Origin of the sequence: Paenibacillus borealis (assembly GCF_000758665.1) — a bacterium.
GTDB lineage: Bacteria > Bacillota > Bacilli > Paenibacillales > Paenibacillaceae > Paenibacillus_AQ > Paenibacillus_AQ borealis.
In genome coordinates this window covers 3529466-3543370 of sequence record NZ_CP009285.1, presented here as the reverse complement: position 1 = coordinate 3543370, position 13905 = coordinate 3529466, and the positions used below count along the sequence as shown (strand labels likewise).

Annotated in this window: 14 protein-coding genes and 1 other annotated feature; of the genes, 3 read left to right on the top strand and 11 right to left on the bottom strand. The window is 51.3% G+C overall.

Annotated elements, in window-relative coordinates; all coding sequences use genetic code 11:
* Window positions 1-1293, bottom strand: coding sequence for a 3-phosphoshikimate 1-carboxyvinyltransferase (gene aroA / locus PBOR_RS14760; RefSeq protein ID WP_042212810.1), 1293 nt, complete (start codon window positions 1291-1293; stop codon window positions 1-3).
* Between the two features lie 116 nt (window positions 1294-1409).
* Between aroA and PBOR_RS14755 the strand changes: the two genes are divergently transcribed.
* Window positions 1410-1718, top strand: coding sequence for a rhodanese-like domain-containing protein (locus tag PBOR_RS14755; RefSeq protein ID WP_042212808.1), 309 nt, complete (start codon window positions 1410-1412; stop codon window positions 1716-1718).
* A gap of 32 nt (window positions 1719-1750) precedes the next feature.
* Here PBOR_RS14755 and PBOR_RS14750 read toward each other — a convergent pair whose 3' ends face one another.
* The 4 genes from PBOR_RS14750 to PBOR_RS14735 form a co-directional block, all read right to left on the bottom strand.
* Window positions 1751-2299 (bottom strand): shikimate kinase, encoded by a 549-nt coding sequence (locus PBOR_RS14750; RefSeq protein ID WP_042212806.1) that lies wholly within the window; start codon window positions 2297-2299, stop codon window positions 1751-1753.
* A 149-nt stretch (window positions 2300-2448) separates the two neighbouring features.
* Window positions 2449-3861, bottom strand: coding sequence for an NADP-dependent phosphogluconate dehydrogenase (gene gndA / locus PBOR_RS14745; RefSeq protein ID WP_042212804.1), 1413 nt, complete (start codon window positions 3859-3861; stop codon window positions 2449-2451).
* Between the two features lie 266 nt (window positions 3862-4127).
* Window positions 4128-4724 carry a hypothetical protein gene (locus tag PBOR_RS14740; protein ID WP_042212802.1) on the bottom strand — a complete coding sequence of 199 codons (597 nt, stop codon included), beginning with the start codon at window positions 4722-4724 and terminating at the stop codon, window positions 4128-4130.
* Between the two features lie 322 nt (window positions 4725-5046).
* Window positions 5047-6336, bottom strand: coding sequence for an MFS transporter (locus PBOR_RS14735; protein ID WP_042212799.1), 1290 nt, complete (start codon window positions 6334-6336; stop codon window positions 5047-5049).
* Window positions 6337-6525: 189 nt separating this feature from the next.
* On the opposite strand from PBOR_RS14735, the gene PBOR_RS14730 reads away from it, so the two are divergent.
* On the top strand, window positions 6526-8001 hold the full coding sequence (locus PBOR_RS14730; RefSeq protein ID WP_042212797.1) for an aminotransferase class I/II-fold pyridoxal phosphate-dependent enzyme: 1476 nt from the start codon (window positions 6526-6528) through the stop codon (window positions 7999-8001).
* Window positions 8002-8118: 117 nt separating this feature from the next.
* Here the strand turns inward: PBOR_RS14730 and PBOR_RS14725 are convergent, their stop codons facing one another.
* The 6 genes from PBOR_RS14725 to PBOR_RS14700 form a co-directional block, all read right to left on the bottom strand.
* Window positions 8119-8442, bottom strand: coding sequence for a DUF1292 domain-containing protein (locus PBOR_RS14725; protein WP_019911532.1), 324 nt, complete (start codon window positions 8440-8442; stop codon window positions 8119-8121).
* Between the two features lie 85 nt (window positions 8443-8527).
* Window positions 8528-9082: a hypothetical protein gene (locus tag PBOR_RS14720; protein ID WP_039297906.1), complete on the bottom strand. Its 555-nt coding sequence runs from the start codon at window positions 9080-9082 to the stop codon at window positions 8528-8530.
* 258 nt (window positions 9083-9340) lie between these two features.
* The gene (locus tag PBOR_RS14715; protein ID WP_042212794.1) at window positions 9341-9577 is read right to left on the bottom strand and encodes a DUF3892 domain-containing protein; all 237 of its coding nucleotides are present in this window, start codon (window positions 9575-9577) and stop codon (window positions 9341-9343) included.
* A 92-nt stretch (window positions 9578-9669) separates the two neighbouring features.
* On the bottom strand, window positions 9670-10113 hold the full coding sequence (locus PBOR_RS14710) for a GNAT family N-acetyltransferase (RefSeq protein ID WP_042212792.1): 444 nt from the start codon (window positions 10111-10113) through the stop codon (window positions 9670-9672).
* 132 nt (window positions 10114-10245) lie between these two features.
* On the bottom strand, window positions 10246-10461 hold the full coding sequence (locus PBOR_RS14705; RefSeq protein ID WP_042212790.1) for a hypothetical protein: 216 nt from the start codon (window positions 10459-10461) through the stop codon (window positions 10246-10248).
* Window positions 10462-10527: 66 nt separating this feature from the next.
* A complete protein-coding gene (locus tag PBOR_RS14700) occupies window positions 10528-11613 on the bottom strand; it encodes a site-2 protease family protein (RefSeq protein WP_042212788.1) in 1086 nt (361 codons plus the stop codon).
* Between the two features lie 74 nt (window positions 11614-11687).
* Window positions 11688-11955, top strand: a binding site (T-box leader).
* Window positions 11956-12070: 115 nt separating this feature from the next.
* Between PBOR_RS14700 and metG the strand changes: the two genes are divergently transcribed.
* The gene (gene metG / locus PBOR_RS14695) at window positions 12071-13732 is read left to right on the top strand and encodes a methionine--tRNA ligase (RefSeq protein WP_042212786.1); all 1662 of its coding nucleotides are present in this window, start codon (window positions 12071-12073) and stop codon (window positions 13730-13732) included.
* Window positions 13733-13905: the final 173 nt, after the last annotated feature.

The following is a 13905-nucleotide window of genomic DNA, read 5'->3' as shown; positions in this document are numbered from 1 at the left end:
TTATTCTACCCACTCCACATTCGCGCCAAGCGAACGCAGATGATCGAAGTATTGCGGGTACGACTTCGCCACATGATGGGCATCCTTGATCCGCAGCGGCTGACGGGCTCTGAGGCCAACTACAGTAAGTGCCATAATGACGCGGTGATCATAGTGTGCATTAATGGTTACGCCGCCTTCAACGCCTTCAGGCGTACCATGGACAATGATCTCATCACGGCGCTCTTCCACCTTTGCTCCGGCACGGGTCAACTCCGCCAGATAGTCGGTAATCCGGTCGCACTCCTTATAGCGCAGATTCTCCACGTTATAGAAGCGTGATGTCCCTTCGGCAAACACTGCCGCTGCCACCATGGCCAGCACAGCATCCGTAGCGGCATCACCATCGAATTCCACCGCCTTCAGAATACCGTTGCCCTGCACATGCACGGTACCATTCTCATGCGTGAGCGGCACTTCCATCATCCGCAGCACATCCACAATCGCCCGCTCTCCCTGCTTGCTCTTCTCGGCAAGCCGGTGAATTGTCACATCCGATTTGGTCACTGCTGCGGCAGCAAGTACGGCTGCCGATCCCGGATAATCCCCTTGTACTGTGTAGGACTTCGCCGCATAAGCCTGACGGCCCGGTACCTGGAAGGACATGTAATCGTCAGCAGCATCTACAGTAATGCCTGCCTGCTCCATGACTTCAAGTGTCTGTCCGATGACCACTTTTGATTTCAGATCATCCAGTACGATTATTTCACTGTCTTCCTCTAATAGCGGCGTGAGGAACAACAGCGCACTAAGATACTGCGAGCTGACGGCACCGGATACGGTAATCCGTCCGCCCTGCGGTTTGCCGCCGCGAATAGTGATCGGCAGCCTTCCGTTATTATGCTCCACCTCCACACCAAGCTGGCCCAGCGCCTGAATCAGGTCATCATGCGGCCGTTTGCCGAGCGAATCCGGATACGTATTCACGAAAGTGACCTCTGGGCTGAGCGCGGCAACCGCCATCAGGAAACGCAGCACGGCGCCGGCATTCCCGACATTCAGCTCTTTGACATCACGTGGGTGACGCCCGAACCCCTGAACTACAATCTTCTCTTCATCTTCAGTCAATACAGCACCGAGATCGGCGATACATCTGCGGATGGCATCGCTGTCCTCGCTGTGTGCGGGATGATAAATCGTACTGACCCCTTCCGACAGGGCGGCTACCAGCAGGTAGCGTGTAGTGTAATTTTTGGAAGAAAGGGCTCCGAATTCTCCTTGCAGTGTCGGTGTAGGCCTAACAATAACGTCCATAATATAAGCGCTCCTTAAAGTAATATAGTTTCTGTATGTACGGCCCGTTTGACAGGGTAATCCGCAATTGTGGTATCATTAATTTATTATATTAAGACAGAAAAGAGGGTACTACCATGAATGATATTCCCCAAATTACACCGCAGGAACTGCGCAAACGGCTCGCTTCAGGCGAAGAGCTTGTTCTGATCGACGTCCGTGAAGATGATGAGGTTGCCTTCGGCATGATTCCAGGTGCGCAGCATATCCCGATGGGCCAAATTCCGCAGCAGACTGAAGAGCTTCCGGCTGATACCGAGATCATCTTCATTTGCCGTTCCGGTAACCGCAGCCAGCGTGTCTGCGAATATCTGCAGCAATTCGGCATTAAAGGCTCGAATCTGAGCGGCGGCATGATTGAATGGAATGAAACCGAACAAGCCTAGTCTAAATCACGAACGCAAACATACTTAAAAGCTCAAGCGCGGTAATGCATTAAAATATATTGTGAGACTTCGGCCACATTCAGCTCCGTTGTATCGACCGTGCAGTGCGCGAAACGGTAAGCTTCACTGCGCTGTTCCATAATAGCGCGGACCCGTTCTGCAGCATTGCCGGCGAGCAGCGGCCGGTTCTCATCCCCGCTGACACGGGCGATAATCGCTTCCTCAGTGGCTGTAAGTGCCACAACAAGTCCCTGCTCAAGCATAACCTCCGCATTACCGGGTGCAAGCACTGCGCCCCCGCCAGTAGAGATAATTCTGCGTTCACCCTGCAGCATCTGCTTCAGTACGGCCGATTCAATCTTCCGGAAAGCCTCTTCGCCGCCTGCGGCAAAAATCTCCGCAATGCTCCGCCCTTCACTCTCCGTAATCACTGCATCCAGATCAACCAGTTCATATCCGAGCTCCTCAGCCAGCATAGCGCCTACCGTTGACTTCCCCGTAGCCATCATACCAACGAGTATGATATTTCTGTTCTCTGTTATATCCCGTATATTCTGCTGTTCTTCCTGATCCCCAGCCATAACTACCTCCAACCGCGACATTTGTCATATCATAACACAGGGTGAAAAGTTTGCACAATGCCGTCAGAGTTGCAAAAAAAGCCCGAAAGCTCTCCGCAAGAAGCGAAAAGCATTTCGGGCTCTCTATAGCCTAAGCTGGGCGGTTAAAGTTACTCAGCCAGCCAGTTGTGGTGGAACACGCCTTCTTTGTCCACCCGTTTGAAGGTGTGGGCGCCGAAATAGTCGCGTTGTGCCTGCAGCAGGTTGGCTGGAAGGCGTTCTGTACGGTAGCTGTCGTAGTATGCAAGCGCACTGGAGAAGCCGGGAACCGGAATACCCAGGGTTACGGCCGAAGCAATAACTTTGCGCCATGCGGACTGATAGTTGTCCATAACATCCTTGAAGAACGGATCCAGCAGCAGGTTCTTCAGATCTGCATTATTAGAATAGGCATCCGTGATGTTCTGCAGGAACCGGGAGCGGATAATACAGCCGCCGCGCCAGATCTTAGCCAGTTCACCATATTTCAGATCCCAGCCGTATTCGTCTGAAGCTACACGCAGCTGTGCGAAGCCCTGTGCGTACGATACGATTTTGCTGGCGAACAATGCTTTACGCACGTTCTCGATGAATTCTGCTTTGTCGCCGTCAAATGCAACTGCTTCAGGACCGCTCAGCACTTTGCTGGCTTCAACACGTTCTTCCTTCATTGCAGACAGGAAACGGGAGAATACAGATTCAGTGATCATGGACAGAGGCACGCCGAGATCCAGCGAGCTTTGGCTTGTCCATTTGCCGGTACCCTTTTGTCCGGCAGCGTCAAGAATAACGTCAACCATAGGTTTGCCGGTTTCTTCGTCATACTGCGCGAAGATATCCTTAGTAATCTCAATCAGGTAGCTGTCCAGCTCACCGCTGTTCCACTCTGCGAAGGTGTTGTGCAGTTCCTTGGCATCCAGGCCCAGCACATCTTTAAGCAAATGGTAAGCTTCGCCGATCAGCTGCATGTCGCCGTACTCAATGCCGTTGTGCACCATTTTTACATAGTGTCCGGCACCGTCCGGTCCGATATATGTACAGCAAGGCTCTCCGTCCACTTTGGCAGAAATAGCCGTAAGAATAGGTTCAACCAGCTTATACGCGCTTTCCTGGCCGCCAGGCATAATGGAAGGGCCCTTCAATGCGCCTTCTTCACCGCCGGATACGCCGGTGCCTACGAAACGGAAGCCTTTGTCCTCAAGATATTTGCTGCGGCGGACGGTGTCAGGGAAATAAGCGTTACCGCCATCGATAATGATATCGCCCTGATCCAAGAATGGCAGCAGCTGTTCAATGGTAGCATCGGTTGCTTTGCCCGCCTGAACCATGATCAGAATTTTGCGCGGCACTTCCAAGGATTGTACGAACTCCTCAACTGAGAAAGTACCTACCAGGTTCTTGCCTTCTGCTTCTGCGACCAGATCATGTGTCTTCTCCGGGGAACGGTTAAACACGGATACGCTAAAGCCTTTGCTCTCGATGTTAAGAGCCAAATTTTTGCCCATTACCGCCAAGCCAATGACGCCGATTTGTTGTTTTGACATCTGGTTCTCCACCCTTTGCACCCTGTATTTTTGTGAAATCCATTTCTCGCAGTATAAGAATACCACCCTTTGTCAGAGACAGCAAAGTTCTGCCTGCGAAAGAGAGATCAATTTCATTGACAAAGTCCCAAGAATCAGGGAAATTGCTCACAATGACTATTTTAACGGTTTTGGGCGCAGAAGTGAACCCCCGCATGCAACTTGCATTACAAAGTTCAAGGCACCCCATAGCGGGATGCCTTGAACACAAGATGATTGATTCAATTTTACCATTCAAGCGCGGCAAGCTCCCGGGTCAGAATGTTCAGCCTGGCCGTGCAAACCTCCACTCCGGCAGAATCCTTATTGCGCATAGCTTCACTCAGGCGGTCCAGCTGTTCATCAACCTCAAGCCTGCGGTCACGGATCCGTTCCTCGCCTTCAATAGAGTAGAACAGCTTTGTCAGTTCCTGATCCGAGAGCAGCGGCCCTTTCTGGTACAGCACACGCTGCTGATATCCCGAAATCTCGACGAGGCGGATCACTTCGCCGAACAGAATATTCTCAATAATAATCTGACGGTCGCGGAAACGTTTGACTACGGCATGGCCGCGCATATCGCCAATCAGCTTCTCCATCCATTCAGACAGGCGCGCATCACGGATCATATAATCTCCCACCAGCTTGAAGCCGTCCTTAATCCGCTGGAAGCGCAGCTTCACCAGCTTGCGTCCGGTGCGCACCGAAATAAGAAAAACATTCTCATTCTCGCTCCAGTAAAGGGAATAGCCTTCCTTTATCAGATCCTTGATCAAGTCCTGGATATGTTGTCTGTCAAACCGGAGCTCCAGATTGCAGTACTCCACTTCGTCATTTTTGTTCACGGCACTCCCCCCTAACTGCTTGGTTACAGCATAGCCAGCTTCATGGCCTAACTTAAGAAGTAGAACTGACTGCCGGACCTCCACATACACACCTTCAGTTTTGTCTTCGTCTTACACTTATTTTATACTTCATTTTATGTAGCGGTAACTTGGTTTATTGACTATTTTTACCCGCTTTCCGCCTTTTCCAAACGCCAGACGCTGCTTTTGAAGTTATTCCCTGATCAATTGTGCAAAATAAACCACTTAAAAGCCGCAGTCAGCCGGATTAACCAGTCTGTCTGCGGCTTTTGCATTTACTTTATTTTAGTAAAAGCAGCACTTAATGGGCGCTGCCTTGCTTTAGCTTCGTCCGGTGGACAATCAGCAGATGCAGGCCGAAGAGCAGAACCATTACACCTGCACTGGCCAGAAAAGGCGCACTATGGCTTACAGAATCCCACAGCTTGCCGGACAGCACGGGACCTGCGACCATTCCTGAGCCCTGCAGCGTCAGGAATAGGCCCCATACCGTCCCGCGCTCTCCCTTGGGTACCTGCTTAGCCAGGAAGGCATTCCATGCCGGCAGGATCAGCGCATAGCTGATTCCGACCAGCGCCACGGCAACGAATGCGAGCGGCAGCCAGCGGACCTGCGAGAAGAACGCCAGTGAACAGGCTGCCAGCAGGAAGCCGATGTTGAGGAACACCGATGTCCCGATCTTATCGACCAGCTTGCCCGCCGGAATCAGCGCCAGCACGGTGATGCCTCCGCCGGCAATCAGCAGCAGGCTGAACTGGTTAGGCGTCACATGCAGCTCGGAGCGGGCGAACAAAGTGACCACCGGGGTCATTAGACCGATGGCAAAAGCCTGCAGGAACAGCGCCGGGAAGAGCAGCCGGCTGACCTTCAGGGAAGTTCTGACCTGATGCCAGGTCCGCTTCAGGCTCTGCAGCGGCCGCAGCGGCGTACGTGGCGCACCCGCTCCATCAGCATTCATCTCACGGACGACATGAGGCGCATGGCCGCCAATCCGGGACGGCAGCAGCAGCGCCACAGCCACAACAGCGGCGGCGAAGCCCATCAATACCAGAAAGACCGTACGGTAGCCCTGACCGCCATGATCCATCATGAAATTGACAATGATCGGCCCGATCCCGGTACCGGCCAGCGATGCCATCTCCACAGCGCCCATAGCCGCCCCGCTGCTGCCGCTTTCCGTAGAACCGGCAAGTTCGGTAATGCCGGTCATGGTACAAGGCCATAGCGGCGAAGTCCCGATGCCCAGGACCAGACAGGCAATAGACAATGTGGTTGCATCCTTGGCATAGATGATCATTCCGACAGCCACCAGAATCAACAGCAGCGCACCTGTCATCGTCCAGCGGTAGCCTATCCGCTCCATCACCCAGCCAAACGGGCTGCGGAAGAGATTGTCCCCCAGATACTGCAGTGCAAAGGCGAAGCCGACCACCGTTACCGAGAGGCCCAGAATATTCTCCATGTAGACTGGCAGCAGAGCTACCAGCAGCGATCCTTTGACGAATTCGACCAGAAAAATAATGACCCACATCTCCACAATGAACGGTGAGGCTAAATTGATATGCATACGCTGCGCTACTTTGCCAGACATTTCATCACATCCTAGTATTATGTTGATTGATTTGTTATACTGATGCTTGCTCAAGCAGAAATGGCTAGTCCGTCCTCTAATGGACGGTATCCGTTTCAGCGAGAAATATAAGGATAAAGTATAGCGTAAACTAATACTTCCTTATATTTTGAAAAATCGAATCTTCGCGAAAGGTTGTGACAGCATTAAATGGATCAACATGTAACTCCCCTCTTCACAGCTCTCAAAAAGCATGCCGCCGGAAACCCAGTTCAATTTCATATTCCGGGACATAAGAAGGGGCTAGGGACCGATGCCGAATTCCGTGAGTTTATCGGCGATAACGCTCTATCCATAGATTTGATCAATATTGCACCGCTTGATGACCTTCATCAGCCCACCGGGGTAATTCTTGAAGCTCAGAAGCTGGCTGCAGAGGCCTTCGGCGCCGATTACACGTATTTCAGTGTACAAGGCACGAGCAATGCCATCATGACTATGATCCTCTCTGTCTGCTCGGAAGGAGACAAAATAATTGTACCGCGCAATATTCACAAATCCGTGATGTCGGCGATTATTTTCTCCGGAGCCAAGCCTATTTTTGTCTCTCCTGTACAGGATGAGAATCTTGGGATAGACCACGGCATAACCACCAGCTCGCTCGAACGGGCTTTAAGGCGCCATCCGGATGCCAAGGGTGTCCTCGTTATCAATCCGACGTATTTCGGCGTATGCGCCGACCTGCGTTCGATTGTCGACCTGGCCCACAGTTACGGGGTTCCCGTACTTGTGGACGAGGCACATGGAGTATTGATTCATTTTCATGAGGAATTACCGGTATCGGCCATGCAGGCCGGTGCGGATATGGCAGCAACCAGCGTGCATAAACTGGGCGGCTCCATGACGCAGAGCTCGGTACTGAATCTCAATGCCAAGACAGGCCTTGTTAACCCCCAGCGGGTACAGACCATTCTCAGCATGCTGACCACAACTTCAACTTCATATATTCTGCTTGCTTCTCTGGATACCTCCAGACGCAACCTGGCTCTGAACGGCCATGAGATGGCATCGAGAACCATCGCCCTGTCCAACTATGCGCGGGAAGCTATTAACAGCATCGAAGGCTTGTACAGCTTCGGCAAAGAAATTCTCGGCACAGAGGCAACCTTTAATCTCGACCCGACCAAGCTTAACATTCACGTCCGCCATTTGGGTATTACCGGATATGAGACCGAGAACTGGCTGCGCCAGAAGTATAACATCGAAGTAGAACTCAGCGACATGTATAATATTCTTTGCCTGATTACCCCTGGAGATACCCAGGAGTCGGTAGATAAGTTGCTAGCCGCGCTGCGCGTGCTCTCAGCGATCCATTACAGCAAGGGTGAAATCTACGAGCTTAAGGTTCAGGTGCCGAATATTCCGCAGCTGGCCCTGATTCCAAGAGATGCCTTCTACGCCGATACACAGCTGGTTCCCTTCCGGGAGTCTGCAGGCTACATTATTGCAGAATTCATCTATGTTTATCCGCCGGGCATCCCGATTCTTCTCCCTGGTGAAGTTATTACCCAAGATAACATCGACTATATCATTGACCATGTGGAAATCGGCCTGCCGGTCAAAGGCCCCGAGGACCGCAGCATCACCAACATTAAGGTAATTGTAGAGGCAGAGCCGATCTCTTAATCGGCTTCTGGCCCTGCAGCAATACAAAACCCCGATACTATAATAGTATCGGGGTTTTGTATTAGGCGGTACTGTCTTGTCCAAGACAGCAAGCCTAAGTTCCTGATTGACTGAAATCTATTCTTGCTGGGCCAGCAGCTCGTTGTAAGCTTCTTCAACAGCTTTCCATTCAGCTTCATCTTCAATGTTGTAAAGAACCATTTCTTCGTCTTCTTCTTCCATACGCAGAATGATGCCGTCTGCTTCAGGGTTTTCACGTTCCAGCAGCAGTGCGTATAGCTTCTCGCCTACGTCGAACGTTTCCACCAGCACCATTTCTACATCTTCGCCCTGCTCGTTCGTCAAGGTCAGCACAAACTCCTCGTGCTCATGGTCGTGATCATGTCCGCAACCGCATGCTTCACCATGTTCATGGCCATGCTCATGTTTGTGATCGCTCATTGAAATACCTCACTTTAAATTGAATTATCCTACATTTGGTATCGTAACACGTAAGATAAGTTCAGGTCAATTTGCAGAAGCCCGGTTAATTCTTAGCCGAAGCCGTAACTACCTTCTCTGACACAAGAACGTAATCTCCGCTCTTGGATGACTTGATGAAGAATCCTACACTGTATTTGCCGGATTCTTTGAAATCATAGGTGAATTCCGGCGTAGAGAACCAGAAGTCCTCATTCTTCGAGCCGCCGGCATCCTCCAGAATATCCTTCACATTGCCCGACGGATCGGTGATTGCCACCTTCACAGCTGAAACGCTGTCCTTCAGGCTGTCAACCTGGGTAAGGATCTTCATCTTCAGCTTGCCGGTGTTCACATTGCCGAAAACCGTATCGCCCTTGAACAGCACAATATGCACATTAGGCTTGAGGATCGTCACTTTGCCTGACCCGTCCCAGCTGACGACTCCTCCCGCTTCTCTCGCAGGGATATAGGCCTTACCGTCAATCAAATAGCCGCCATCGGCTATTTCCTTTCCATTGCTCCACACTTTGATTTTCTGGTTTACAGCGTCAGCGAACAAATATGAGCTTCCCATCATGGAAAACACAACCACGCATAGAGCAATTTTTCTCCATCTCATTGTAGAGCCCCTCCAAATAATTCATGCTGTTAATGTATACTACGAACCTTTCTACAAGTTGCGCAGAATTCAGGGAATTATTTCTTTTTGCAGGAGAAAAGAAAAACGCACATTTATGCAACCGGTTTCGTCATGCACAGCAGGGTTGGAAAGGTGATTCCCGGGCAATTGCCCCTTCCCGCAGATCAAAAAACGGCCGGACAAGAGCGTCAATTAGACGCTTGTCCGGCCGTTTTCAACCTGTTATCTATTACCTGCTTAAAATTGCGGAAGCTGATCCAGATTGTTGGTAGGATCCCCATCTGCATCACCGCGGATATACATTTCGTCGTCTTTCCCTTTGAATACGTTGACTCCGGCAATGCTTCCGGACTGAACCTCCTGAAGTGCCTGCTGGTAATCCAGCACACGGCCGGAAGAGGTCTGGAACTTGGTCAGATCACCATCACCGTTTCGTTGGGCTGCAATAAAGCGTTCACGTTCGTTGTTCATCACTTAGGATCGTCTCCTTCGCGCCTCGGATTAGCCGTCAATCTGGCTCACAGATAGCTTATCCATAGAATCGAAAGAGTATGTACCCGGGAAAATCACAACGTTTTTTGCATTCTCACATGAAGAATGCCGGCATCATAGAAAGGCTCCTGGGAAATCACTTCATAGCCCAGCTTGCTATAGAACGTTTCCGCATGACACTGGGCATCGAGAATAGAGGCAACAAGGCCCAGTTCACGGGCATGCTCTTCCATTGCAAGCAGCAAAATCCGTCCGAAACCCTTGGACCGGTAATGCTCGTGAACAGCAATCCGCTGCATTTTGGCAGTCCCCGCCTTGTAATAGATCAGTCTGCCGGTAGCTGCCGGCTCCCCCTCTTCCTTAAGCAGGAAATGATGCGCATTATCACCGATCACATCATATTCATCAATTTCCTCTTCCGCCGGGACTTTTTGTTCCTCCACGAATACTTTCTTACGGATTTCGAGCCCCATTTGGAGCTGCTCCTCTGTAGTGACATGTACGATTTCCACTGCCATTCTCCTCTAGCCCCTCTCTGTAGGTCCAATCAACATTGAGCCATTATACAGAATTTTTAATATCCTGTATAGAGCCTGAGGGCTCCAGGTATAGGGAAAACGGACAAGCCGCATCCGCCGGACTACGCCGGACTACTGAATGGAATATACCTCTTCCGGTATCGAACGGTCGTATACATCCTGCATAACCGGTGATATAAGACCATCCGGAGTATCAAGTCTCCCGTCCAGTCCGGTCATCTTATGAATTCCTGTATATCCGGGAGCCTCACCGCCAGCCGCACAGCCGGCCGTACCCAGCATCACACACACTCCAATGACTCCGCTCCACACTAATGACTTGCGCATAGTTGTCCTCCCTGTTCTTCTGGCTGTATACAGCTTTGACGAATCAGGGACTTCATAAACGAATCCTCACAGATTTACATTACCAACGATATGCACAAGATACATCATACCCCCAAGAAAACCTGCGAGCGCAAAATAAGCAATACCATACCTCCAGCGTGACGCGGCTGGCACATCATAATATTTATCATTATCAAACACTGTAAAGCTGATTTCACACTGCATCTTCAGCTGCAGCTTAGTATCTACATACAGCTGGTCGAGCTGTACGATCCGGACTTTGCTGATAATAGACTGTACAGGCATAGTCGTTGTACCGTAGTAGTCCAGATTATCCCAGCGGACACCGAGATATTGCTGGCGGTTCAAATCACTGTAGGTGGTAAACGGCAGCTCTCTTTTGTGCTCAGGTCCGGGAATCAGATAGCCTTGATCCTGCAAATCCTCAATGGGTATCAGGAAGCTCTTCAATACCGCATGCATCTGATTCTTCGTGCGCCGGCTGATATATTTCTTATACATGTCATAAGCAAATAACAGCCAGATAATGCCGAACAAAATGGATTTAAGATAAATGATCACCGCCAGTCCCCCAATCAGGCCCACCAGCCATAACCAGCGTGTAACCGCAGTGGCAATCCGTCCCCCATCCAGCGGGTGAATAGGCAGAAGATTGATCAGGTTAAGAAAGAATCCTACATAAGCCAATGAATACAGCAGCGGGCTGTGATAATAATAAGCTGCCCCGAATACCGCGGCTGCTCCTATGCTCCCCAGGATGGGGCCGCCGAAAGCTACATAGGCCTCCTCTCTGGCATCCAGAGGCTGTTTTTTCATCGTAATGAGTGCTCCCATAAAAGGAATAAACAGCGGTGCGCTCACCGGCAGTCCGATGCGTTTGGCTGCTATAACATGGCCGATCTCATGAACGAATAATAAGGCAACAAAGCCTGCTGCAAATCCCCATGGATAGATTAATGCATACGCCCAGATGGATACCGCCATAGAAATCAGCGGACCCGCTATCTTCCCCAGCTTAAGCAGAGACAGAATGGTTTTGCCCTTCAGCAGCAGAAGTACTCCCGCGCTTCCAAGCCATCCCATAATTCCTGAGCTTTTCTTTTCCTGCTTTTTTTCCGGCAAAAGTCTCATTCTCCTTTATCTCTATATCTGGTGTTGACATAAGCCTGCACCTGCATATATGATATCCAGTAATTAGGATAACCACAATAGCTATGAAGAGAAAGAGTACCTTGGCAATTCTTTCACAGAGAGCTCCGGCCGCTGAAAAGGAGCAAAGAAAACCCACGGGAATATGGTCTCAGAGCTGCGCATCGAAGCCCGCATCAGCGGGACGTAGGCTGCGCCGGAACCCGCATCCGTTACCATGCTAGGGTATACCCGCGTCTTCGCGGACGTACCTGAAGAGGTGGATGCCGCAAGGCATTGATGAATTTGGGTGGTAACACGTGAGCACAGGCTCTCGTCCCTTTGGGGATGAGAGTCTTTTTTGTGCGCTTAGAAACCTAAACATGTTATCCGAAACGGATTTTGTCCGAAGCCGTTTCAAGGAAACATCTGTCAACAAAACTTATAGGAGGGCAATGACATGACAAACATTTTTATCGGAGGGGCTTGGCCGTATGCCAATGGCTCCCTGCATCTGGGCAGGCTTGCAAGTCTTCTGCCGGGAGATATCCTGGCCCGCTATCACCGCGCCAAAGGTGACGCCGTGCTCTATGTCTCCGGCAGTGACTGCCACGGAACTCCCGTTGCTGTACAGGCGGCGCAGGAAGGTGTATCCCCTAGGGAATTAGCCAGCAGATATCATCAGGAGTTCGCAGATTGCTTCCGCACGCTGGGATTCACCTATGACTTGTACACCCGGACCGATCAGGAGCATCATCACAGCGTGGTGCAGGAGCTATTCCTTAAGCTTCTGGATAACGGCTATCTGTACCAGAAGTCAACGCTCCAATGCTACTGTGAGCAGGATCAGCGCTACTTGCCGGACCGCTATGTAGAGGGAATCTGCCCGGTCTGCGGACAGCAGGCCAGGGGCGACCAATGTGATTATTGCTCTACAATTCTCGACCCCGTTGACCTGCTGAAGCGTACCTGCAAAATCTGCGGAACCACGCCGGTGCTGCGCTTCACCCAGCATTATTATTTGTCACTGTCCAGCTTCCAGAGCGCACTCTCGGAATACGCGGATTCCGCGCGGGGCTGGAGAGACAATGCGGTGCGCTTAACCCGCAGATATCTGCAGGAAGGACTGCAGGACCGCGCCGCAACACGGGATCTGGATTGGGGTGTGGATGTTCCCGTAGACGGCTTCACGGACAAGAAAATCTATGTGTGGATTGAAGCTGTCAGCGGATACCTGTCTGCCAGCAAGCAGTGGGCTGCCGAGACCGGCAGCCGCTGGGAGGATTTCTGGCTGGTATCCACTGAGGAACATGACGCCGGAGCCCCTCCCATTACGGCCTATTATGTGCATGGGAAGGATAATGTACCTTTTCACAGCCTGATCTGGCCGGCTCTGCTGCTGGGTGCTGAAGACCTTCATCTGCCGGACCGCATCTTCTCCTGTGAATACATGACTCTTGAAGGGGAGAAATTCTCCACAAGCCGTAACTGGGCCGTTTGGGTGCCGGATATTCTCAGCCGCTACGATCCGGATTCCGTCCGGTATTTCCTGACGGCGAATGGTCCCGAGAAACGGGATGCCGACTTCTCCTGGAGAGAATTCATCTACAGCCATAACAGTGAGCTGCTGGGAGCGTTCGGCAATTTCGTCAACCGCAGTCTGGTATTCGTGAATAAGTCCTGGAATGGCGAGGTTCCTGAGGGTACACTGGATGCCGCATGGGCCGGCCGCATTAATACTCTGTACAGCGAGACCGGGAGACTGATTGAAGGAGGCAGCTTCAAAGAAGCGCTCGAGCATGTCTTCACCCATATCCGCCAGGCCAATAAATATTTCGACCAGCAGTTGCCGTGGCTGCAGATTAAGAATGATCCCGCCGCTTGTGCCAGCACGCTGTATACCTGTGTACAGATCATCGCTAATCTGTCCAACCTGCTGAACCCGTTCATTCCGTTCTCCTGCGGCAAGATTAGGGGCTTCCTGGCCCTTGAACAGCCTGTCTGGCAGCCGGTAACCATTCGGGCACATCAGCAGGTACAGGGGCTGGAATTATTGTTCGAACGGATTGATGTAGCGAAGATTGAGGAGGAGACCGGGCGGCTTAAGAGCCTGCAACGCTAAGGTGGCAAACTTCATCATCTCCTCGTCAGCTGGCTGATGAGGTGGACTGAGATTCCTCTATTCCTGCAAATCAGGCAGATTTCGCCGGTCAATCGGACTGAGAATCTCTTATATGCCCCGCCGCCCCTCACTTTGGGGCCGGATGAACAAAATAACGGAATCTCAGTCCGTTC